At 64.7% G+C, this 22,438-nt stretch carries 23 protein-coding genes; 8 read left to right on the forward strand and 15 right to left on the reverse strand.

Features of this window, described 5'->3' with window-relative positions; genetic code table 11:
• Positions 1 to 89: 89 nt before the first annotated feature.
• Positions 90 to 755, reverse strand: a complete 666-nt coding sequence (locus ACZ5KP_RS01085) for a helix-turn-helix domain-containing protein (protein ID WP_460919002.1) — start codon at positions 753 to 755, stop codon at positions 90 to 92.
• A gap of 98 nt (positions 756 to 853) precedes the next feature.
• Positions 854 to 1,435 carry a DUF4112 domain-containing protein gene (locus ACZ5KP_RS01090; RefSeq protein WP_460919004.1) on the reverse strand — a complete coding sequence of 194 codons (582 nt, stop codon included), beginning with the start codon at positions 1,433 to 1,435 and terminating at the stop codon, positions 854 to 856.
• A 295-nt stretch (positions 1,436 to 1,730) separates the two neighbouring features.
• On the opposite strand from ACZ5KP_RS01090, the gene ACZ5KP_RS01095 reads away from it, so the two are divergent.
• Positions 1,731 to 1,925, forward strand: coding sequence for a cold-shock protein (locus ACZ5KP_RS01095; protein ID WP_020445248.1), 195 nt, complete (start codon positions 1,731 to 1,733; stop codon positions 1,923 to 1,925).
• 385 nt (positions 1,926 to 2,310) lie between these two features.
• Positions 2,311 to 3,699 carry an FAD-dependent oxidoreductase gene (locus tag ACZ5KP_RS01100; RefSeq protein ID WP_460919006.1) on the forward strand — a complete coding sequence of 463 codons (1,389 nt, stop codon included), beginning with the start codon at positions 2,311 to 2,313 and terminating at the stop codon, positions 3,697 to 3,699.
• Positions 3,700 to 3,717: 18 nt separating this feature from the next.
• On the opposite strand, the gene ACZ5KP_RS01105 is transcribed toward ACZ5KP_RS01100, so the two are convergent.
• The 6 genes from ACZ5KP_RS01105 to ACZ5KP_RS01130 all read right to left on the reverse strand — a co-directional run bounded on the left by ACZ5KP_RS01105 (position 3,718) and on the right by ACZ5KP_RS01130 (position 7,732).
• Positions 3,718 to 4,359 (reverse strand): class I SAM-dependent methyltransferase, encoded by a 642-nt coding sequence (locus ACZ5KP_RS01105; protein WP_460919008.1) that lies wholly within the window; start codon positions 4,357 to 4,359, stop codon positions 3,718 to 3,720.
• A gap of 167 nt (positions 4,360 to 4,526) precedes the next feature.
• Positions 4,527 to 4,991 (reverse strand): hypothetical protein, encoded by a 465-nt coding sequence (locus ACZ5KP_RS01110; protein WP_460919010.1) that lies wholly within the window; start codon positions 4,989 to 4,991, stop codon positions 4,527 to 4,529.
• 236 nt (positions 4,992 to 5,227) lie between these two features.
• A complete protein-coding gene (locus ACZ5KP_RS01115) occupies positions 5,228 to 6,079 on the reverse strand; it encodes a ZIP family metal transporter (RefSeq protein ID WP_460919012.1) in 852 nt (283 codons plus the stop codon).
• 274 nt (positions 6,080 to 6,353) lie between these two features.
• A complete protein-coding gene (eif1A, locus tag ACZ5KP_RS01120; protein WP_460919013.1) occupies positions 6,354 to 6,641 on the reverse strand; it encodes a translation initiation factor eIF-1A in 288 nt (95 codons plus the stop codon).
• Positions 6,642 to 6,780: 139 nt separating this feature from the next.
• Positions 6,781 to 7,335, reverse strand: a complete 555-nt coding sequence (locus ACZ5KP_RS01125) for a hypothetical protein (RefSeq protein WP_460919015.1) — start codon at positions 7,333 to 7,335, stop codon at positions 6,781 to 6,783.
• 127 nt (positions 7,336 to 7,462) lie between these two features.
• On the reverse strand, positions 7,463 to 7,732 hold the full coding sequence (locus tag ACZ5KP_RS01130; RefSeq protein WP_460919017.1) for a DUF7553 family protein: 270 nt from the start codon (positions 7,730 to 7,732) through the stop codon (positions 7,463 to 7,465).
• A gap of 226 nt (positions 7,733 to 7,958) precedes the next feature.
• Here ACZ5KP_RS01130 and ACZ5KP_RS01135 point away from each other — a divergent pair, with 226 nt between their 5' ends.
• A complete protein-coding gene (locus tag ACZ5KP_RS01135; protein ID WP_460919018.1) occupies positions 7,959 to 8,792 on the forward strand; it encodes an MBL fold metallo-hydrolase in 834 nt (277 codons plus the stop codon).
• Here ACZ5KP_RS01135 and ACZ5KP_RS01140 read toward each other — a convergent pair.
• Positions 8,695 to 9,480 carry a MinD/ParA family ATP-binding protein gene (locus ACZ5KP_RS01140; RefSeq protein ID WP_460919020.1) on the reverse strand — a complete coding sequence of 262 codons (786 nt, stop codon included), beginning with the start codon at positions 9,478 to 9,480 and terminating at the stop codon, positions 8,695 to 8,697. The genes ACZ5KP_RS01135 and ACZ5KP_RS01140 overlap by 98 nt on opposite strands.
• A gap of 111 nt (positions 9,481 to 9,591) precedes the next feature.
• Between ACZ5KP_RS01140 and ACZ5KP_RS01145 the strand changes: the two genes are divergently transcribed.
• The gene (locus tag ACZ5KP_RS01145) at positions 9,592 to 11,307 is read left to right on the forward strand and encodes a glutamate--tRNA ligase (RefSeq protein WP_460919022.1); all 1,716 of its coding nucleotides are present in this window, start codon (positions 9,592 to 9,594) and stop codon (positions 11,305 to 11,307) included.
• 120 nt (positions 11,308 to 11,427) lie between these two features.
• Positions 11,428 to 12,333 carry a DUF7351 domain-containing protein gene (locus tag ACZ5KP_RS01150; RefSeq protein ID WP_460919024.1) on the forward strand — a complete coding sequence of 302 codons (906 nt, stop codon included), beginning with the start codon at positions 11,428 to 11,430 and terminating at the stop codon, positions 12,331 to 12,333.
• Positions 12,334 to 12,350: 17 nt separating this feature from the next.
• On the opposite strand, the gene ACZ5KP_RS01155 is transcribed toward ACZ5KP_RS01150, so the two are convergent.
• Positions 12,351 to 13,898, reverse strand: coding sequence for a trehalase family glycosidase (locus ACZ5KP_RS01155; RefSeq protein ID WP_460919025.1), 1,548 nt, complete (start codon positions 13,896 to 13,898; stop codon positions 12,351 to 12,353).
• 161 nt (positions 13,899 to 14,059) lie between these two features.
• On the opposite strand from ACZ5KP_RS01155, the gene ACZ5KP_RS01160 reads away from it, so the two are divergent.
• Genes ACZ5KP_RS01160 through ACZ5KP_RS01170 form a run of 3 tightly spaced genes read left to right on the forward strand, consistent with a single transcriptional unit; the run spans position 14,060 to position 17,030 of the window.
• On the forward strand, positions 14,060 to 15,109 hold the full coding sequence (locus ACZ5KP_RS01160) for an ABC transporter ATP-binding protein (protein ID WP_460921078.1): 1,050 nt from the start codon (positions 14,060 to 14,062) through the stop codon (positions 15,107 to 15,109).
• Between the two features lie 4 nt (positions 15,110 to 15,113).
• Positions 15,114 to 16,052: a carbohydrate ABC transporter permease gene (locus ACZ5KP_RS01165; protein WP_460919027.1), complete on the forward strand. Its 939-nt coding sequence runs from the start codon at positions 15,114 to 15,116 to the stop codon at positions 16,050 to 16,052.
• Between the two features lie 6 nt (positions 16,053 to 16,058).
• Positions 16,059 to 17,030 (forward strand): carbohydrate ABC transporter permease, encoded by a 972-nt coding sequence (locus ACZ5KP_RS01170; RefSeq protein ID WP_460919028.1) that lies wholly within the window; start codon positions 16,059 to 16,061, stop codon positions 17,028 to 17,030.
• 148 nt (positions 17,031 to 17,178) lie between these two features.
• Here ACZ5KP_RS01170 and ACZ5KP_RS01175 read toward each other — a convergent pair whose 3' ends face one another.
• The 5 genes from ACZ5KP_RS01175 to ACZ5KP_RS01195 form a co-directional block, all read right to left on the reverse strand.
• The gene (locus ACZ5KP_RS01175) at positions 17,179 to 17,421 is read right to left on the reverse strand and encodes a DUF7508 domain-containing protein (RefSeq protein WP_460919030.1); all 243 of its coding nucleotides are present in this window, start codon (positions 17,419 to 17,421) and stop codon (positions 17,179 to 17,181) included.
• A gap of 3 nt (positions 17,422 to 17,424) precedes the next feature.
• Complete coding sequence (locus ACZ5KP_RS01180; protein ID WP_460919031.1) at positions 17,425 to 17,892, reverse strand: DUF5796 family protein; 468 nt, start codon at positions 17,890 to 17,892, stop codon at positions 17,425 to 17,427.
• A gap of 228 nt (positions 17,893 to 18,120) precedes the next feature.
• On the reverse strand, positions 18,121 to 19,872 hold the full coding sequence (locus ACZ5KP_RS01185; protein WP_460919032.1) for a nitrite/sulfite reductase: 1,752 nt from the start codon (positions 19,870 to 19,872) through the stop codon (positions 18,121 to 18,123).
• 471 nt (positions 19,873 to 20,343) lie between these two features.
• On the reverse strand, positions 20,344 to 21,090 hold the full coding sequence (mobA, locus tag ACZ5KP_RS01190) for a molybdenum cofactor guanylyltransferase (RefSeq protein ID WP_460919034.1): 747 nt from the start codon (positions 21,088 to 21,090) through the stop codon (positions 20,344 to 20,346).
• Positions 21,090 to 22,403: an MFS transporter gene (locus ACZ5KP_RS01195; RefSeq protein ID WP_460921080.1), complete on the reverse strand. Its 1,314-nt coding sequence runs from the start codon at positions 22,401 to 22,403 to the stop codon at positions 21,090 to 21,092. The genes mobA and ACZ5KP_RS01195 overlap by 1 nt, the downstream gene beginning before the upstream one ends.
• Positions 22,404 to 22,438 lie beyond the last annotated feature (35 nt).

Below are 22,438 nucleotides of genomic sequence, written 5' to 3' on the forward strand. Positions count from 1 at the left end.
CTACGAAAACGGGATCGGGAAAACGCACGGGAGATTTGCCGATCCCGCCTTCCTCGCTTGCTGGATTCGACATTCACACCAGCTGCCGACTACTCTCGATCGTCCTCAGTGGCGCCGATCAACAGCGTATCCTCCATGAGCGATCCCGTTCCGCGCCGCAGCTGTTCGGACAGCGCCTGGTGGGAGACGGAGAGTTCGTCGGAGAGCTCCTCCAGCGTCACCGATCGTGGAACGTCGTAGTAGCCTCGCCTGGCAGCCTCGACGAGCGCCTCGTACTGGTCGTCCGTGAGTCCGAAGCGACCGGCGGGATCTCCGTCCATCTCCCGGATCGATTCGACGTCGAAAGTCAGTCCGTGGTCGGCGACGAACTCGTGAGTCTGTGCGAAGTACTCCCGGTCCGGGTAGAGTGCCCGTAGCTGCCAGGTGCCGTCGCGGCCGTGCGCGTCGAGGATCGTCGCTTCCCCGTTCGTGATCATGTGGAGCAGCAGGCGAACGTGATCGACCCACTGCATCTGGTAGAGCAGCTCCTCGTCGAACGCCGAGAGGCAGTTCACGGCGTCCACCGTGGGATCAGCCCGAAGGGCCGCTTCGACCTCGTCGCCGTCGGCGGAGCGCACCCACAGCAGCGGAAGGATCGATCGCTCGCCGCTCTGTACGATGCGCTCACACTCGATCTCCACGTCTGGTAGCTGCTCGAGGGTGTGACTGAGCGCGAACTCCTCGGCGGGGATCGTTCCTCGGATGATGATCGCCACGACTGCTGCTACAGGGTCCCGATGCAAGAATCGACTTCCGGGGTAGGCACTCGTTGGCTGCGAGATTGTGGCCGAAGGTGTTCGAACCGTGCTCGCGTTCAGGATCCGTCGACGTGCCGTTCGAGCGCCCGGGCGTTCCACACGTTCGCCTTCCAGTAAGCGTCGAACAGCACGCCCAGCACCGGCACCGAGCCGAGGATCGCGTCGACGGCGACGAGGGAGAGCATCTTTGCGATCGTGCTTCGCGGCGCGTCGAGACGGTACGCCTCGACGATCGGATAGAGCGAGAGCGCGGCCGCGACCGCGTCACCGCCGCCTGGCAAGACCCCGAGGACCGGATCGAGCCCGAACTGGACGTCGGTTCCGGGAACTCGGACGGCCTCGTCGAGGAGTTTCGAGAACGCGTCGACGCGTTCGAGCGCGGCTCGCTCGTCAGGAGTCACCCCAGTCCGCTCGCCGCCGTCCTCTACGGTGACGTCGATCGACCGGGACTGGCCGCTTTCGCTCCTACCGGACAGCTCGGTCGTGGCACTCGACGACTCGCCCGAATCGGTCGCTTCGTTTCCGTAGCCGCCGTCGCCCTCGAACCCTGTCGTCGCGTCGTCCCCATCGCCGTCGCCGTACGCCGTGGACTTTGCACCCGGTTCGTCGCCACCAGCCGTCGACCCGTCTCGATCCATACCTGCCGGTTGGTTCCCGCCGAGAATAGGCTCGCAGCCTGCGAATGCAGGGTCGCGATTCGACCGACCGATAGAGACAGAGGTGACGTCGTCCGTGGGGCGGGGGATCGCCTCGCAGTTGGTCGCTGGACGTCGCGGCTTCTGGTGGGCCGGAGGAAACTGTCCGCCGTTGCACGACGGCTGTGGATAAATATCCATCTGAGACAGATTTCTTCGGAAATTCGTATGCGAAACAGTGACTATAGCAGACAGATGCGGAACCCTTATCCGTAACTCGGCCATCTGAATGGATGCAATGGCAAACGGTAAGGTTGACTTCTTCAACGACACAGGCGGCTACGGCTTCATCGAGACCGACGACGCGGACGACGACGTGTTCTTCCACATGGAGGACGTTGGCGGCGAGGATCTCACTGAAGGTACCGAGCTCGAGTTTGACATCGAACAGGCCCCCAAGGGCCCCCGCGCGACCAACGTCGTTCGGCAGTAACTAACGGTTCTCAGTCGTCGGTCTCCGACGACGGAAGCGTTCTTTCGTACACAACTTCCAGGAGTTCCTGCTGAACTCCTGCGAGCTGTAACTCACAGTCACAGTTCGGGACGACTGCAGTCGTCGATCAGAATCGAAGATCCGCTCTCTCACCCTCGACCCCCCAGAGAGTGGTAATGCAATCGGCCGAGGAGAAACACCTGGGTTTGGGTTGTCACGACGTACCAAACCAAACGGTTTCAAACGGTAGAGTCGTGGAAACACACGATTTTGGCCAATAATCGTGAAGAAATGGGCGATCGACGGGAACAGATAGCAGAACCTTAGTACGCGCGATGCCACCGTCTCACCGACGCAGTCTATCGCGAGCAACTGGGATCTACGCATGAAAGACACCTACGACCTCATCATCGTCGGCGGGGGGATCAGCGGTGCGTCCTTGCTCTACACCGTCGCATCGTACACGGACGTCGAGTCGGTCGCACTGATCGAGAAGGAATCCGAGATCGCGGCGATCAACTCACACCACACGAACAACTCACAGACGCTTCACTTCGGCGACATCGAAACGAACTACACCCTCGAGAAGGCCGAGGAGGTGAAGGAGGGTGCGGAGATGCTCGCCGGCTACCTCGAAGACGTCGATCCGGATCGGGAGCTCCACAGCAAGCGCTCGAAGATGGTGCTCGCCGTCGGCGACGACGAAGTCGAGGAGCTCGAGGCCCGATACGACGACGAGGGCTTCGGCGACCTCTACCCCAAACTCGACGCGATCGGCCGCGAGGAGATCGCCGACCTCGAACCGAAAGTCGTCGAGGGGCGCGATCCCGGCGAGGAGATGCTCGCGCTGCAGACGCCCGACGGCTACACCGTCGACTACGGCGCGACGGCGCAGTCGTTCGTCGACGCGGTCGCCGACGAGACCGGGGTCGACGTTCACCTCGGGACCGCCGTCGAGGACGTCCGCGAGACCGTCGACGGGTTCCTCGTCACCACCGAGGACGGAGACAAGCTCGAGAGCGACGCCGCGGTCGTCGCCGCCGGCTGTCACAGCCTCCAGTTCGCCCAGGAAATGGGCTACGGCGAGGACCTCTCACTGCTCCCCGTCGCCGGGAGCTTCTTCGTCGCGAACGAGGGGCTCCTCAACGGCAAGGTCTACACCCTCCAGATGAAGAAACTGCCCTTCGCCGCGGTCCACGGGGACGCGGAGGTTCACGACGGCAATCTGACGCGTTTTGGCCCGACTGCCAAAGTCGTCCCGACGCTCGAGCGTGGCGAGTACGACACGATCCGGGATTTCTTCGACGTGTTCGCGCTCAATCTCGATTCGTTCGCGAGCTACACGTCGATCCTCGCCGACCGCGTGCTGCTCCCCTACGTCGTCAAGAATCTCGTCTACGACCTGCCAGCCGTTGGCGAGCGATCCTTCCTTCCGCACGTCCAGAAGGTCGTTCCGACTGTCGAGTCCGGCGACATCGAGCGCGCCGACGGCTTCGGTGGTATTCGGCCACAGATCGTGGACACCTCCGAGCGATCCCTCGACATGGGTGAGGCGAAGATCACCGGCGACGGTATCGTGTTCAACGTGACGCCCTCACCGGGTGCCTCGACCTGTCTGAAGAACGCGATGCGGGACACGCACCAGGTACTCGAGTTCCTCGACGGTGACTACGAATTCGACGAGGAGGCCTTCCGCGACGCGACGATCGGCAACTTCCCCCGCGCCGGCGACGCCACTGCACAGAAGCAACCCATCGCTGCCGACGACGACTGAGATCGGCCCGTCTCCGCGCTACTCGCTCGAATTCTTCCGGAACGCCCGGACCGTGTCTCCTTCGTGGACGGTCGTCTGCTCTGCTTCCGTCAGGTCGAGCGCGGAGAGTCGATCGTCGTCGAACACTGCACTCCAGTCGCGATAGTAGAGTGGCACGCCGTCGTCGACGTAGTTCACGGTGGTCTCCGACCCTTCACCTTCGTTCTCAATGGTGATCAGGAGATCGTCGGTGATCCTGACGAGTTCGTCGAACACCCACTCCGCGTCGGGGTGAATGTGCTGGAGCGTTTCGACCGAGTAGACCGCGTCGAAATGGCCGTCGGGGAACCCCTCGACCACGGCTTCGATCGCGTCGTGATAGAACGTTCCCGTCTCGGCGAGCTCCGGATACGTCTCCGCCATGACGTCGAACGCGTCGTCGTTGACTTCGATACCCGCGAGATCGTGGTAGCCACCCTCCCGCAAGTGAGCGAGGTGACGGCCGGAGCTACAGCCCAGTTCGAGGATCCTCGCGTCGTGATCGAGCGTCCGATCGAGCGTCCGATCGAGAATACTGCGAACGGACTCGCTGGTGTCGTCAGGTCCGTAGTACGCGTAGTAGTCCGGCGAGTACTCACCGGAACGTTCCGCCCACTGTCGACGGACCTCGTGAGAATCCACACCGGAACTGGCAACCGCGCACGGAAAGGTCCGTCGGCGTGGGCGTCACCGGCGGATCTGCTTCGTCCGAATCCGCCCAGGTCGGAGTCGACGCGGAACCGGACGATTCCCCACCGGTTTCAGGCCGGACGAGACGAGTGACGTTCGTCAGCGACCTCCGACACGTATCAGGCGTCGTCGGTCGTGTTGCCTCCACCGCCATCCGTCGCGTTGCCGCCGTCCGTGGCGTTGCCTCCGTCGGTCGCGTTACCGCCGTCAGTCATATTGCCGCCGTCCGTGGTGTTGCCGTCAGTCGTGTCGTCACCGTCGGTGGCGTTGCCGTCGGTCGTGTTCCCGTCGGTTCCGTCGTCGGTCCCGTCATCAGTTCCAGTGCCGTCGTCCGTTCCGTCGTCGGTTCCTGTTCCATCGTCGGTCCCGTCATCAGTTCCAGTGCCGTCGTCCGTCCCGTCGTCGGTTCCAGTGCCGTCGTCAGTGCCGGTACCGTCGTCCGTCATCCCGCCGTCGTCCGTGCCCGCGCCTCCGTCGTCAGTTTCGTTCCCGTCACCACCACCGCCACAGCCCGCCAGTCCGACTGTGATCGCACTCGCGACGAGTGCTCCGAACCGCCGACGCGACGTATTGGTACGTGACATGCGTTTCCTTCTGGTGGGCCTTCGGCCCTTTGTTATGAAGCGCGTCTGCCGGGTACGCCGATCGTAGCCGGTTCCAGGATCGACCGTTGTCGATCCGTGAACGGTGCGAATGAGAACGCGAATTCGAACTTCGAAGACAGCTGATTCGGGGCCGTGGCGTCCTAATCTAACCGTACTACTGTCCTATCCGATCATGGAGAGGAGTATGCATGCGGAGGAGCGACACGCTCGGATCGTTAGACAGAGACCCAGGCGAGATAGACCACGAGAGCGCCGATCCCCGTACTCACGACGGCGTGGATCCGGAGCCGATCGAGGAGTGCGTGGTCGTCCTCGTGCTGGTGGACGACCTGATCGTGGATCTCGCTCCCCGTCTCACACCGTGGCAAGAAGTCCATCGCGACGTGGAGGAACATGCCGGCCGCAAACCCGAAAACGACCGCCTGGACAGTCCCACTGGTCGGCCCGCCGAGCAGACTCACGGCGAGCGCAGCGATGCCGACGCCGGCGGCTGGCAGGAGGATTGGTGCGACGGATCGGTCGTTTCGGACCAGCCGACGCGCGGCAGCGTAGCCGGCGGGGCCCTTGTGAGAGACGATCGCGAGGCCGAGCAGCGGCCCGAGATCCGGCATCGCAGCGTAGACGACGCCGATGATGAGCCCCGCGGAGAGCGCGTGGGCCGTGAGTTCGGCGACAGTTCGGTCGAGTGGCAACTCGAGGTGTGTGAGACGGTGGCCGACGGTGTGGCCCGCGAAGCCGACCAGCAGGCCGATAGCGACGCCGAGGCCACCGTACCGGGGATCGGCGTTCGTCGCCTGCGGAATCAGGAACAGCGCGGCGCTGGTGACCATCGCGCCGGCGGCGAGTCCGTAGCTCCAGACCATCCCACGCGGATGCTCGGTGTTCGCGCGAATACCGAGGACTGCACCGCCGGCCATCGCCCCGAACGCGAACCAGCTGATGACGAGCAGCTTCGGCGTCGGGGCGACCGTCGTAACGACGCCGGAGAGGGCCAGAAAGACCACCACCGAGACGATGCCGAGATACGTTTCAGGAACGGCGCCGTCGCGGGAAAGAGCGACCTCCATCTTGTTATTAATTCTGAACCCTGATTTAATATGTCTGTCGATGGTGGGTCGGTGGGCGGTCGACGAGTGGGCCTCCACAGAGCGTTCCACGCGGATTTAGACGAACGACGTGGAGAGAACGCCGAGCGGACGAGCGATGCGAGTCGGGACTGGGCGGCCGGTACGCCGCACTCGCTCGCGAATACGCCCGAACCGATCGATGGACGCCAGGATTCGTCCGCGACGCACCGCTACTGACTAAAGAAAGTAGAATCCGCGAGTCGTCGCAGAAGCGTTACTGAATGTGGCCTTCGTCGCGAAGCTGGTCCGCGTCCTGCTCGGAGTAGCGCCACTCGATGTTGGCCTTCTCGTCCTGCCAGTCCCACGGCTCCACGAGGACGACGTCCCCCTCACTGATCCAGGTCCGGTACTTCATGCGGCCGGGGATCCGGCCCATTCGATCCTCTCCGTCCGCGCACTGGACGCGAACGTGGTTACCGCCGTTGTGCTCTGTGACGACCGCGAAGACCTCGTCCTCCGACGGCATCCGAAGATTGCGTCGTCCTTCTTGTTCCTCACTCATGCACGTCCATAGGGCCCGGAGCCGTTTAAAGTGACGCGGAAGTCGCGGTACCAACCCACACGGGAATAGCGACGAAATCGTCGCCGCGAGAGGGAGAGGGAGAGAAAAAACCACGAACAATGTCGAGAACTACGTCGCCTCAATCCAGCGAGGGAGCTTCCTCGGCAGCTGGCGTGGGCTCCTCCGCGCCGCCGTGTCGGTGCAGCGTTGCCGACCCGAGTGCCGAGCGATCGCCCTCGTAGTTTCCGTACGTTTCGAGCAGGGACTTGAGCGCCGGACAGTGCTGGCCGAGCAAGCAGCTCTCACCCCACTCCGGCCAGTAGTGGTCGATTGGCCGACGGACGTCGATCGGATCCCACGGTTCGGGCCGGTACTCGTAGTGGCTGTACACCTCGATGCCGTTGGGCCGCTCCCAGAGGTGGACGTGCCATTGCTTGGAGCGGTCCTGCGGATCGAGCCGTCGGTACGAACCATCGTCGGAGGTACGACGTTCAGGGTGGAGTTTTTTCGCAGAAATCGGGCTGTAGGAGTACGAACGCGCCTCCAGAAGCGATTTGACTTCGGCGAGACTGACGTCGAGGGAGCCGACGAACTCGCTGGGCTTCAGCGTGAAGACGCCGTAACACCGGCCGGGGAGGATCGCGTCAGCGAAGCCGCCCGCAGCGTGACGGAGACGGTGTTGCAGCCGAATCATGGTCCAACCGACTCCCACCCGCCTCTTGAATCGTGGGGATTTCGGGCCAGTAAATCACCAGACGACGGCCTATTGTGTGAAAGTACCACAAACGTACTTATCTGTCCCGGCCGGAGGTTATCCTTTCTCAGACGCCCTCGACGGTGCTTCGGAAAGCTCGAACGTCTTCGAGCGCTGCATCGACCGCCTCCTCGACCGACGGCGGTGCGTCCTCCTTCAGATTCCCGAGCTTCGTCTCGACGCGCGCGAGCGTACCGTGATCCACGGAGTGGTCTCGCTCTGCGAGGTCGTGGAGCCGATCAGCCTGGCCCTCGATCCGTGCGGCGAGTTCCTCGGGTGCGTCGTTCGCGGCGTCGCGCAGGCGATCACTGGCGGACTGGAGCTGCTCACGTGTCATACGTTGAGCTACTCTTCGCTGGTACAAATCACTTGGCAAGGCAATCTGATTCGCTACGGAGGATTCACGTGTTCTCGAACGATCGCAGGCAACGATCCCTGCACGAGCGAGTCGACCCTTCGTAGCAAGCGGATCGATCCTCCGTAGCGAGCGGGTTGATCTCGGGACGAGTGAGACGATCGCCACGAACGGAACGCTTAGGCGATCCCCGGCGCCAGCAACGGGTATGTCAACGAGCGACTGGGGCGACTGGCTCGTCCGGGAAATCGAGGCCGCCGATCCCGACGGTCTCGCCGCCTGGTATCTCGGCTGTAACGGCTTCGTCGTCAAGGCCGGCGACGGAACGACGATCTGGATCGACCCCTACGTGGGCCTCGGCGATCCGCCGCGAACGGTCCGGATGATCCCGGTCCCGTTCGATCCCGGGGACGTCGAGGCGGCAGACGCGATCCTCGCGACCCACGAGCACACCGACCACGTCCACGGGCCGAGCCAGGCACCGATCCTCGAACAGACCGACGCAGCGATGTACGCGCCCGACGATAGCCTCGCGGTCGCCCGCGAGGAGGAGAACTGGCAGACAGACTACGACGTCGAGGACCAGCAGTTCGTCGAGATCGAGGAAGGCGACGAGTTCGAGATCGGCGACGTGACCGTCCACGTCGAGCACGCTAACGACGCCGACGCGACGCATCCGGTGGCGTACGTCGTCGAATTCGGCGACGCGACGTTGTTCCACGGCGGCGACACGAAGCCATCCGAGCGCTTCACCGAGATCGGCGAGACGTACGACGTCGACCTGGGGATCCTCGCTTTCGGCACCATCGGCAATATCGACGACAAGGAGACGGGCGCACCCAACCGCACGAAATGGTACAACACCGAGAACGAGATCGTCGAGGCTGCCAGCGACCTCCAGTTCGACCGGCTCCTTCCGAGCCACTGGGACATGTGGCGCGGACTCACGTCCGATCCGAAAGTGCTCCACCACCACGCGAAGAGCTTCGCGTATCCCCGCGATCTCGAGATCGTCGAGATCGGCGATCGCGTCGACGTGTAGGCCGGGAATCGGAAGCACGAACCCCGCCGCAGGTCGGACAGGCCGTCTCTCGTCGGTGTTGCCGCCAGGACCCGATGGACTCGGCGACCCGACCGTAGCGATCGAGCACTCGATCGTCCCCCAGCGGATCACGACTGTGTGGAACCGCGATCGAGGTCCCAACGCCAAGTTCCGCTTCGGCGCTCGCGCTCACGCGTTCCGTCCGCGTGACGATCGCTCCGAGAATCGGCACGCCGAGACTCCGGGCCATGCGAACTGTCTTGCTCGCGTCTTCGAGACTTTCAGTGCGGGCCGTGGTGACGACGATCGCTGCGTCGGCTTCGCGGAGCGGAGCGGTCGCCGCCGGGCCGGCCCCGGCCGGACAGTCCAGCAGTGCGACGCCCCTATGGGGACGAACGGCGTCGATCGCTGCTGGCAAGTCGAGGTCGTCGAGCGCGCGTGGCGCCGGGACGATCTCGACGCCGCGTTCGTCCCGCAGGATCGTCGGCGCTTCCGCGTCGTTGGCGTCCGTTGGCAGATCGGTCAGCGACGGCTCTCGATCGACGTCGGCCATGCGGTGGAGGTTGGGCATCCCAGCGTCGAGGTCGATCGCACGAGCCCGCGTCCCACGTTTCGTGAGTACGCGGGCAAGTGCGAGCGTGGTCGTCGTCTTGCCACAGCCACCTTTGCCACCGACGATGGCGATCATACCGGCTCTGGCCGCGAACTGGTATTTGAACGTGTGGCTGGGCCGGCGTCGAGGCCGCCCGACTGGCTGACACCGGCGGCGTTTTGAACCCGCCGGGTGAACTCGATCACAATGAACGAGGACCTTCGCGATCGGGTGCGTGCGGCGGCGGAAACGCACGCCCTGATCAACGCGGTCAAGCACGAGAACGATCCCGAGGTGGGTCCGATCATGGGGCCCCTCATGGGCGATCATCCCGAGTTCCGGGAGCACGGCGACGAGGTGCCCGGAATCGTCGGCCAGGTCGTCGGCGAGATCGCCCAGCTCGATCACGACGAGCGCCGCGATCGACTCGCGGAACTGGATCCCGACGCACTCGACGAGATCGAAGCCGAAGACGAGGGGGAGGAGCACGCACTTCCGGATCTCCCGAACGCCGAGGACTACGACCAGGTCCGGATGCGTGCGGCTCCCAACCCCAACGGGCCGTGGCACATCGGCCACGCACGGATGCCGGCGGTCATCGGCGAGTACGCCGAGCGTTACGACGGCTGGTTCTGCGTGCGCTTCGACGACACCGATCCCGAGACCAAGCGGCCGGATCTCGAGGCCTACGACGCGATCCTCGAAGACGTCGAGTATCTCGGATTCGAGCCCGACGCCGTCTATCGCGCCTCCGACCGGATGGAGACCTACTACGGCCACGCCCGGGAGCTGATCGAGGCCGGCGGCGCCTACACCTGCTCGTGTTCGGGCGAGACGTTCAGCGAGCTGAAAAACGACGGCGAGGCATGTCCCCACCGCGAGCAGGAGCCCGAGGAGACGCTCGCGGAGTTCGAGCAGATGATCGACGGCGAGTACGAATCGGGTGAGAAGGTACTCCGCGTGCGCACCGACATCGAGCACAAAAATCCGGCATTGCGAGACTTCGTCGCCTTCCGGATGGTGGACACCCCGCACCCGAGGGAGGAGGCGGCGGAGTACCGCTGCTGGCCGATGCTCGACTTCCAGTCGGGCATCGACGACCACGAACTCGGGATTACCCACGTCATCCGTGGCATTGACCTGCAGGACTCCGCGAAGCGCCAGGGGTTCGTCTACGACTACTTCGGCTGGGAGTACCCCGAGGTGGTCCACTGGGGCCACGTCCAGGTCGACGCCTACGACGTGCCGATGAGCACCTCCTCGATCGCCGAACTGATCGACGACGGCGAACTCGACGGCTGGGACGACCCCCGCGCGCCGACGCTCAAGAGCCTCCGCCGTCGCGGGATCCGCGGCGAGGCCATCGTCGAGGCGATGGCCGGCCTCGGCACGTCGACCTCGAACGTCGACCTCGCGATGAGCACGATCTACGCGAACAACCGCGAACTGATCGACGACGCGTCCGATCGGTACTTCCTCGTCCGGGACGGTCTCGAGGTCCCGCTCACCGGCGGCCCGGACGAGGCGAACCCGCCGCTCCATCCCGATAACGACGAGCGCGGCGAGCGTTCGATCCCCGTCGGCGAGACGGTGCTCGTCGAATCGAACGACCTCCCCGGTCACGGCGAGCGCGTCTGGCTGAAGGGACTGGGCTGCGTCGAGAATATCCGCGACGCCTTCCAGTTCACCGGCGACTCGATCGACGTCGTCAAATCGGGTGACGTGGACGTGATTCACTGGGTACCCGGCAAGGAATCGATCCCGTGCCGACTTCGGACGCCCGACGGCGACGAACAGGGACGCACGGAGCCCGGGGTGGCTGATCTCGATCCCGACGACGTGGTGCAGTTCGAGCGCGTCGGGTTCGCCCGCATCGACCGCCACGACGAGGAGGAGACGGTGGCGTACTTCGCCCACGAGTAGCCCTCGCGTTCCAAGGCTCGCGTACCGGTCGGCCCGCTGCTGAATGGGACATTCTATCGGTTCCAATACATAAGCTCGCTTCGGCGAACGTTTTTCCTGGCGTCGGTGCAACGACGATACATGAGCCAGCACGACGCCGTCGACGCAGAGGAGAGCATGCTCCAGTGCGTCGACTGCGTGCCGCCTGCGGAGGCGTTCTCCGTCATCGGAAACGAGACGCGGCTGTCGATCCTCGAAGCACTCTGGCAGACCGACGCGACGCCGGTGAGTTTCTCGGAGCTGCGCCGCGAGGTCGGGATGGGTGACAGCGCCCAGTTCAACTACCACCTCGGCGAGCTGACAGACCACTTCGTTCGTAAAGCCGAGGAGGGGTACGAGCTCCAGCACGCCGGCGAGAAGGTGGTGACCGCCGTCGTCGCCGGCTCGATCACCGAGAAGCCAGACGTCGAGCCGTTTCCCGTCGAGGGCGAGTGTTTCACCTGCGGCGGGGAGCTCCAGGCCGTCTACGAGGACGAACGCCTCGCGATCGAGTGCGTCGAATGCGAGCACAAACACGGCGAGTACGACTTCCCGCCCGGCGGGCTGACCGATCGAACGCCGGCCGAGATCGCCGAGGCGTTCGACCAGCGCGTCCGCCACCTGCACTGTCTCGCAGCCGACGGCGTCTGCCCGGAGTGCAGCGGGCGGATCGAGCACACGATCGAGGAGGACGGCGACTGCTGTCTGGGCGTCCCCGTCCGCGTCGAGCACGAGTGCCAGCAGTGTGGGCACGAACTCTGCTCAGCGCCTGGGCTCCGGTTGCTCGATCACTCCGCCGTGGTGAGTTTCCACCGCGAACGCGGCGTCCACCTGGACGAGCAGCCGTACTGGACGCTCCCCTGGTGCGTCGGCAACGGGCACACGGAGCTGATCGGCGAGGATCCGATCCGCATCGAACTGACCGCAGTGATCGACGGGGACGAGCTACGGGTGACGATCGATCACGACCTCGACGTCGTCGAAACGGAAGTGACCACCCAGGTGTAGCCGCGCCACGCCGGCGATTACGTCGGCGGCGATGCCGACGATCCTAGCGCCGCCGCGATCCCGTTCGTCCAGCCGAACCCGTACTGGAGTCGGTACTCTCCGCTGTCCGCCGCCATCGAAGCCGCCTCGACGTCGTACTTCTCCGCCATCCGCCCCGTGTCCGCGAACGCCGAACTGTTCATCGCCAGCCACCGGTCGGCGATCTCGTCAGCGAGCTCGTCGTGGCCGTATCGCCGTAGCCCGACGATCGCCATCCACTGTAGCGGTGCCCAGCCGTTCGGCGCGTCCCACTGTTCGCCGGAGTCGACGAGCGTGGTGACGAGGCCACCGTCCCGGAGGAACTCCTCCTCGAGGCGATCGGCCACCGCGTTCGCTCGGTCCTCACGGGCCGCACCCGTGAACAGCGGTGCGACGCCCGCGAGCGTCATGCGGTCGACGGGCTCGCCCTGCGTCCAGCAGTAGTCCACGTAAAACGACGCGTCCTCGTCCCAGCAGTACTGTTCGATCACGTCGCGGCGACGGGTGGCCGCCGAGGCGTACCGATCGGCGGCCTCGGCTTCGCCGACCGCCGGAAGCCATTCGGCGAGCGCGGACTCCATGCCGAAGAGGACGGCGTTGAGGTCGACGGGGAGCAGTTCGGTCGTCCGTATCGTCGCGAGATCGGTCGGATCCGTCAGCCATCGCGTGCTGAAGTCCCAGCCGGACTCGCAGGCCGCCCGGAGGTTTCGGAACAGTTGTGGCCGCTCGTCCGTCGGAACGCTGCTCGCGAGCGAGCGGTCCTGCCAGTGGGATTCGGGGCGAGGGCGTGCCCTGTCGTCCCAGTACCGGTTGGCGACGGTACCGTCGGGAAGCGCCACCACTCGTCGATGGGACCGATCGCTCTCGAGGCTGCGGGACCCATCTACCCTGTCACGCCCGTCCATCCAGAAGGCGTGCTCCGTCCGAAGGTCATCGAGATACGGGTACACAGCCTCGACGCCGCGCTCGCGCTCGAGGATCCGGAGCATCCGGTAGAACAGCGGGACCTGCGATCGGCTGTCGTAGTAGACGCGGTTGCCGAGTGGAACGAACTCGAACCGATCCAGTAGTGACGCGACGTTGTCGACCATCGCCTCGACGAGCTGAATCCGATCCGAGCCGGCGAGCCCCTCGGCCGTGAAGTAGCTGTCCCAGTAGTACATTTCTCGAAACCGTCCGCCGGGGACGACGTGCTCGTTCGGCAGTGGGACCAGCGTCGTGCCGGCGTCTGGATCGATCTCGAAGGAACGAGTGAGCGGTTCCCAGAGGGAAGCCACGTGCTCGTCCATCGTCCGAGCGGGATCCAGTCGGGGGTTCGCTGCCACCGGTTCCGGCAATCGGAAGTGCTCCTCGACAAACACCTCGAGGTCGAACGCCGGCTGGTCTCTGCAGGCGAAGTAGCGTTCGAGGAGGAGATCCGCGGGCACGCGGGTTTCGGCGTCGACGAACTGTTTCGCGTCGTCGAACAGCTTGCGCCCCTGGACGGCCCGGAACAGTTCACCGGAGACCTGCGGGTAACTGCTGTAGTCGAATCCGCGGGTGGTCATCGGCCGTAATTTCTCCCAGTATTCATAAATAATTGTTGGGTCAATCCCGAATATCGCGTGGCTGAAGCGATGTACCCCACGTCTTACAAGTCCTTTAACAATGATTAATTATAAGTGCCGTAAACGAATACTGTGCCGGTACGCCGATGACCCGCATCTCCATGCGGTCGGTCAGCAAGTATTTCGACGGGGGTGAGACAGTCGCGAACTACAAGCTCGATCTCGAGGTCGAAGACGGGGAGTTCCTCGTCTTCCTCGGGCCGTCTGGCTGTGGCAAGACGACTGCACTCCGGATGATCGCCGGACTCGAGACGCCATCGGAAGGCAAGATCTACTTCGACGACGACCGGGTCGACGGGATGCCGCCCGCCGACCGCAACGTCGCGATGGTGTTCCAGAACTACGCGCTCTATCCGCACATGAACGTGCGGGAGAACATCGAGTATCCCCTCAAAGTGCGTGGCATTCCACCGGAAGAACGCGACGAGCGCGTCGCCGAAACCGCGGAACTCCTCCACATCGAGGACCAGCTCGAGAGCGATCCCGCCGAGATTTCCGGCGGACAACGCCAGCGTACCTCGCTCGCACGCGCGATCGTCCGGGAACCGTCCGTGTTCTTGCTCGACGAACCGCTCTCGAACCTCGACGCGAAGCTCAGGCTGGAGATGCGCTCCGAGCTCAAGCGGCTCCAGAACGAGCTCGACATCACGACCGTCTACGTCACGCACAACCAGGAGGAGGCGATGAGCATGGCGGACAGAATCGCCGTCATGAACGAGGGGACGATCCGGCAGGTCGCGGAACCCCAGGAACTCTATCGCCGCCCGCAGACGACCTGGATCGCGAACTTCATCGGTTCGCCGCCGATGAACCTCTTCGAGGGGACCCAGCAGAACGGCACGATCGACCTGCGGGAGAACAACACGCTCCCGATGAAAGGCGAGACATCTTCAGAGACCGTCTCGCTCGGGATCCGTCCGGAGGACCTCACCGTGTCGCTCGACGACCCCGGGACGGAGTGGTCGGTTCGCGGATCCGTCGAGACGGTCGAGCCACTCGGCGAGTACACGCTCGTCAACGTCGACGTCGCCGGCTCGCTCGTGAGCGTCAAGGTCCCGACGGCGGACGTCCGGGCCGGGCAGACGGTGTTCCTCACCTTCGAGCCCGACGACGCGTACCTCTACGACGGAGACGGCATGCTCGTCGCGTGATACAATGAGTACCGACCACTCACTCGAGGACGCTCCCGACGCGGGCGTCGACTGGCAGAAGGTGAAGGCGATCGTCGTCTTCATGGTGCCCGGACTGACGCTCTTCGCGATCTTCTCCGTAGGCCCCATGGTCTACTCCGTCGGCGGGAGCTTCTTCGCCTGGGACGCCTTCGACGCCCAGAAGCTGATCTACTTCGACACCTGGGTCGAGACGTTCCAGGACGACGCGATCATCAACTGGGAGAACATCAAGGATCTGGAGTATCCGATGGGGGCGCTTCCCCAGAATCTCATCTGGATGATGCTCCACGTCCCGCTGAGTACCCTCCTCGGACTCGGGCTCGCCCTGCTCTTCGCGGATCTCCGCGGCAGGCGGATCCTCCGTTCGATGGTCTTTCTCGCGTTCACGACGCCGACCGTCGTCATCGGGCTCGTCCTCCTGTTCGTCTACGATCCGCAGGCTGGCGTCTTCAACGAGCTGCTCCGAACCGTCGGCCTCGAAGGCCAGGTCCGGAACTGGCTCCAGGAGCCCCAGCTCGCGATGTACGCGCTCGTCGTCGGTGGCGTCTGGGTCCAGACCGGTTTCAGCATGCTCCTCTATAGCTCCGCGCTCGCCGGGATCGACCCGTCGTTGCTCGAATCCGCGCGAATCGACGGTGCCGGCCGGTACCGTCGCTTCAAGGACATCATCTGGCCGCTGGTCAAACCCGTCACCGCGGTCGTGGTGATCATGGGGATGATCTGGGTGCTGCGCATCTTCGCCATCGTGTACGCTGCCGGCGGTCCGTCGGGCGGACCCAACGGGGTGTACTCCGTGCTCGGATTGGAGGTCTACCAGTCGGCGTTCTCCAGTCCGATCGAGTACGGCGAGGCGATGGTGGTCGCCCTCGTCGAGCTGTTCATCGCGCTGCCGATGGCCTACTACATCGCACGAATGGACTAACCAACCATGACTGACACACCACACTCCGAGCGGTCGTCCGAGTCGGCTTCTCAGCCGGAACGCACCGACGGCGGAACGCAGGTCCGCTACGAGGTTCCCGATACTGCGCCAACAGACGATCGAGACCTCCTGACCAGACTCGTGGCCTCGGCACCGACCGTGCCCCGGGCCGCCAGATACGTGATCGCGATCGTGATCGCGCTGCTCTGGCTCGTCCCCCTGATCGGGCTATTCATGGCGTCCGTCCGTCCACTCGGCGAGATCGTCCAGGGCTGGTGGTCGATCGATCCGTTCACGTTCACGTTGCAGAACTACGAGCAGGCCTGGAACTACGAGTCCGGGCCGATGAGCCAGGCGCTCGTGAACACCGCGATCGTCACGATCCCGTCCGTGCTCGCCGTGACGCTGCTGGGAACGATGGTCGCCTACCCGTTCGCGCGCTTTGAGTTCCCGCTGAAGACGTTCCTGTTCTTCCTGCTGATCATCGTGATGGCAGCGCCGCCCGAGCTCGTCGCGATGGGCAACTACAACACGCTGCAGGAGACCGGGCTGTTCGACACCTACATGGGACTCATCCTGGTCCACATCGGCTGGGGACTGGGCTGGGTCGTCATGTTCCTCCGGAACTACTTGCTCGGACTGCCCAAGGAGCTGGAGGAGGCGGCTCGCGTCGACGGTGCGTCGCGCTACCAGATCTTCAAGTCGATCGTGCTGCCGTACTCGGCGCCGGCGCTCGTCTCCGTCGCCGTCATCCAGTTCACCTGGGTCTGGAACTCCTTCTTCTTCCCGAAGGTGTTCATGCGATCCCAGGAGAACAAGCTCGCTCCGCAGGTGCTCCCGCTGATGAAGGGTCGGCTGCAGATCGACTGGGGACTCGTCGCCGCTGGATCGGTCCTGACGATGATCGTTCCGGTCGTCCTCTTCGTCGTGTTGCAGCGGTACTACAAGCAGGGGATGGTCGCTGCAGTGGCCGACTGACGCCGGCCGCGAAAACGTCTCCTCTCTCTACACTCTGTTCTCTCTCGCTGTTTTCCCGCACGTTCTGCTCCCCCGGAGACATCGACGTCGTGAAACGCGTACCTCGGTCGATGGGAGATGGAGCGCTCCTCCCTCCCGCAGCCAACCGTCAGCGTCGGTTCCGATGCTCGTCCGCAAGCTCCTCTGCGCGTTCGATCGATGGCGTGGCCTCCCAGCGAACCTGTTCACCGACGCCGTAAGCCAACGCCTCCTTCAGTTCGTCTTTCAGGACCCCGGCACCGATCTCGACGACCTCGCCGTCACCGTCGCCGACTTCGTAGACGCCGTAGCGCTCCGGTGCCTTCCCCACGGTCGTGCGCGTGAGCTCCTCCCAGGCCTTCCGGAGCGGCATCGATCAGTCCTCCCGTGGATCGGTGGCCGTGGAATCGCCGTCCGTCTCCTCGCTGACGATCTCGTAGGACGCCTCGCCGAGTTCGTCCTCGGCGAAGACGAAGATCCGACCGCGGGCGACCTCGGGGTCGCCCTCGATGACGATGGCATGGCCGTCGGCACGGGCCGTGACGCCAGGGAACAGTTCGGTCTCCTCGTTGGGTTCGACGAACACACGCCCGACGCCGGTTTCCTCGAGGATGTCGTCGTGCGTCGACCGGTCGTTGACGTACGTGAGCACGCCCTCGGTGTCGGTCGGGTCAGTGACGAGGACCTGCACGAGCACGCCGGGGCGGGTGCGGACGGAGCCGTCCCGTTTCTCGGGCACCCCGTTGTAGAAGGCCTCCCGCTCGTCGAGATACTCCACGACGACGCCCTCCTCCCGGAGATCGACCGGGAGGGTCGAGGGCGAGACGGTGGAACGGTGGGACATACCCACGGGTAGGAGGGTTGTCCGGAAAAGAACCCCGTTCGCGGATCGAACGGTGAAGGTCTGTCAGCGCCAGTCGTGTCGGTGCGACCCTCGAATGGACTACCGAACCGCGACAGCGTTGCCCTCCCCAGCTATTCCGACGTCACGTCGCTACACTCGGCCGCGTCGGCGAGCTCCGGTGCGGCGTCCAGCGGGGCCGTCTCGACGTGCCGGCGCTCTGTGGTACAGTCAGTCATCCGCTACCCCCGGCATCGTTTCCGCGTCGGCGTCCTCGGAGAAGGGGTACCAGGCCTGCTTGCCGTCGGCGAGACAGGGATCCGTGTATCCCTCGACCTCCTCGGGCTCGGCCAGTTCGATGATCGTCTCGTGACCGGTCGCGTCGACCCACTCGCGGAACGTCTGGCCGTCTTCGCGGAGCGCCGCGTACGCCTCGACGAGGTTCGCGAGCATGCCAGGCACTTCGTCGGCGGGCACGCGCTGGCGGACCCACTCGATAAAGGAGGGCTCCTCGCCGATCCCCCCGCCGACGCCGACGTCCAGCGCTTCGACCATCTGGCCGTCCTTGCGGGCACGCATCCCCTGGAGCCCGATGTCGGCAGTCATCGCCTGACCGCAGTCGGCAGTGCAGCCCGAATAGTGGATCTTGATCCGCTGGACGTCGTCGGGGAGTTCGACGTTCTCGCCGAGCCAGCGAAGCATTCGTGCGGTTCGGGCCTTCGTCTCGGTCAGCGCGAGATTGCAGAACTCGGTCCCGGTGCAGGCCATCGTCCCTCGCTCGAAGGCGTTGGGCTCCGGCTTGTGCTTCTCGAGGAACGGCTCCGCCAGAAGGTCGTCGAGATTGCCGTCGGGGACGTCCGTAATGACGGGGTTCTGCCGCCGGGTGAGTCGGACCTCGCCGGAGCCGTACGTCTCCGCGAGGTCGGCCAGCTCGATCGCCTCCTCGGCAGGGAGCCGACCGACGGGGACGGAGAGGCCGACGTAGTTCAGGTCGTCGGCCTGGTCGTAGACGCCCACGTGGTCGTGTGAGCCGCGCTCGGTCGGCTTGCCGGCGTTGTAGGTGTACTCGCCGCGGAAGTCCGTTCCAGCGGGTTCGAGCTCGAAGTCGAGGCGCTCGTCGAGCTCCTCGCGGATCTCGTCCGTACCCCACTCGTCGACGAAGAACCGCGCACGGTTCTTCGAACGGTTCTGGCGGTTGCCTTCCTCGTGGTAGAGTTCGACGAACTCACGGACGGTGTCGTAGGCCTGCTCCCGGCGGACGAAGAGATCGAGCGGCCGTGCGGGCCGAGGTTCCCGTCCGCCGAGGCCGCCGCCGACGCGGACGTTGAATCCCTTGACCTCTTCGCCGGAGATGTACTTGTGAGCGGGCTCGAGGCCGATGTCGTTGATCGAGTCCTGGGCGCAGCCCTGGCGACAGCCCGTTACCGAGATGTTGAACTTACGGGGCATGTTGCAGAGGGCGTCGTCGCCGCGGATGCCCTCCTGAATCTCGTCGAGCAGTTCGCGGGACTCGACGTATTCCTCGGCTTTCCCGGCGAGCGGGCAGCCGGAGATGTTCCGCATCGTGTCGCCGCCCGCGGACCGAGAGCTGACCCCGGCGGCCTCGAGCTTCTCCCAGATCTCCGGGATGTCCTCGAGCCGGAGCCAGTGGAGCTGGATCGATTGTCGAGTCGTCAGATCGATCCAGGAGCGGCCGAACTCCGGGTTCTCGACCGGGCCGTCGGCGTAGTCCCGGGCGACCTCGCCGATCGCATGGAGTGCGCCCGGCTCAAGGACGCCGCCACAGTTGGTCAGTCGGAGCATGAAGTACCCTTCCTGGCCGTCGCGATGGTGGAAGAGCCCCCAGAACTTGAACCGCGAGAACCACTCGTCGCGCTCGTCTTCGGGGATCGAATCGTACCCCTCCTCGGCGAAGCGCTCGATGTGCTCGCGAAGCTCGTCGCCGTAGCACTCCGCCTTCCAGTCCTCCTTTTTATGCCCCACCGCGAACCACCTCGCGTTCGGATGCCGACCGATCGAACGGCGATCGCGCGGAAACTGCGGACGAATCCATAGTTCTCACGGGAGAACGAAACAGGTTTGCAGCTATTAAGACTAATCAATTACAAATGATTGAAATTGTGGAGTCTATCCGGACGATCTCCCGAACGGTAGCGTGTATAATGTGTATTAGGCTATCGGACGGACGGTTTCGCGGTGCCCAGCGGTCCGAATTCCCACGTTCGCGAATGGCAGATTCTAGACTATTTTGCGATGGCGAACCGGTTCGCCCGGACTCGAGACGACCGAATCCGTGACAGCATCGATATCCGGTGTGTCGCATGGCGTGGCGGAATCGAGACGCGGCAAGGGCAACGCTGGTGAGAACAAACTACGAGAAAGCAATCCCGTGCGGACGGCCCGGGGAGAGATCGGAGGAAAGCGACCGAGAGGGAGTACCCACCAGGCAGACCCTCAGTCCCCGGCGAGCAGGGCGGAACCGTCGGGGAGCCTGGCGCTCACGGCGTTATCGTCCCGAGTAGAGCGGGGCCGGGCTGGGTGCGACCGTACCCATAGCTCGAGCGGGGTGTCGACACTCGCGATCGCTCCGGGTGAGACGATGTCTGCGAGTGACCGTTCGGCCACTACGTACTTCGAGAGCGACGCCGGAACCGAGCAGAGCTGGCGCTCGCCGCTGGTCCGGGCGTCCGCTACTGCCCGTTCGAGCGCATCGGTCCGATAAGCGCCACAGAGCGGCTGGAGATAGCCGTCGACGGCTGGAAGCGCGACGTCGGCGTCACGCTGACGACGACGATCGAGCAGACGCCCGAGCACTGCTGGCGTGATGCCCGGCCGATCGCAGCTCACGAGCAGAATTTCCTCGGCGTGAATCTCCTCGTTCTGCTCTCCGTCGTCGATACGCGCGCATCGATCCGTGTGGACTGTGGAGAGTCCGTTTTCGATCCCGGCGATCGGGCCGGCGTCCGGCTCTTCGTCGGTCACGAAGGTCGGTCGACCGTCGACGTGGGCCGACGACGCGAGCGCGCTTTCGAAGGGCTCGGCCTGGTCGTCGCGGCAGTCGATCACGACGTCCTCGGCCACGGACTCGAGCGCCCCGACGACGTGTGCGAGCATCGGCTCCCCGCCGATCTCGACGAGCCCCTTCTCGGCGAGCCCGAAGCGCGACGAGTAGCCCCCGGCGACGACGAGTGCGATCGGCATCAGTCGTCGCCCGACGTCGCGCTCGCCGTCGATTCGCCACGGTCGAGGAAGCCCTCGTCGTTGGCGACTGCAGCGATCTGTGGCTGGAAGACCCACGCCGTCAACAGCACGATCGGGATCATCGACGCCGCGACGATGGCGTAGCCGACGTGCATGTTCGGCAGCGGGAACAGCGTCTCGCCGTAGACGAGCGGGTAGACGATGCCGCCGACGGTGCCGACGCCACCGACGACGCCAGCGACCTGCCCGGAGCTGTTCGGGAACATCGCCGGGACCTGCGCGAAGATCGCGCCCTCGGCGAACGCACACGACATGCCGACGACGAAGCCGGCAACGACGGCGGCCATCACCATCCCGGAGAGCCCGGCGAGCGTCATCGTGAACATCGCGACGACGATGAAACACAGCGAGACGAACGTCCACTGCTCGCGGTACCGGCCCGTAAACACCGGCAGGATATTGCGCTCGTTCTTCGCGAGGTAGTCGCTCGTGTACCCGCCGATCGGCCGCAGCAGCCCGGCGGCAACCGAGAAGGTCGCGGCGAACGTGCTCGCGACGACGAGATTGTCCTGGTTGAACCCCTCGCGGTAGTACGTCGAGAGCCAGCCGTTCATCGACAGCTCGAGGCCGAAGCTCATGACGTACGCGAGCGCGAGGACGACCGTGCCGTAGCGCGTCGCGGTGTAGACCCACTGCTTGAGCGACGCGCTGTCCTTCGTCGCTGCGCGTTTCTCGGCGGACTTCGCGGCCTCGCCGATCGAGTAGTAGACGACGGCGAGCAGAATCGAGACGATCCCGGTGTAGAAGAAGGCTGCTCGCCAGTTCGTCTCGAAGATCGGGCCGCTCCAGCCCGTGCCGAACACGCGCGGAAGGATCAGTGCGCCGCCGGCGGCACCGGCGTTTCCGACGCCCGCGTAGATGCCTTCGGCCATCCCGAGGTTCTCCTCGTCGAACCACTCGGCGACGTGCTGGATCCCGATGACGAACGTGATCCCGGCCGTCGCGACGATGAGTCGCGTGACGAAGAACACGCCGTAGCTCTCGGCGAACGCGCTCGCGATCGAGAACACGCCCACGTAGGCGAGCACGATGGCGAACACCGTTGGCGCGCCGTACTTGTCCGAGAGCCAGCCCGTGAGCATCCGTCCGAAGGGCGCGAGCCAGATCGCGGAGCTCGCGAGAATCCCGATCTCGCCGTTCGAGAGCCCGAACTCGTCGGCCATCGGGCCGGTGAAGGGCGCGAAGCTGAACCAGATGAGAAAGGAGAAGTTGAACCCGACGGTGGCCAGCACGAGCGTTCGCCACTTGGTCATCTTGATCACGAGCGATCACCCGCCCGCACGTGGCG

This window comes from Salinarchaeum chitinilyticum, assembly GCF_055390775.1.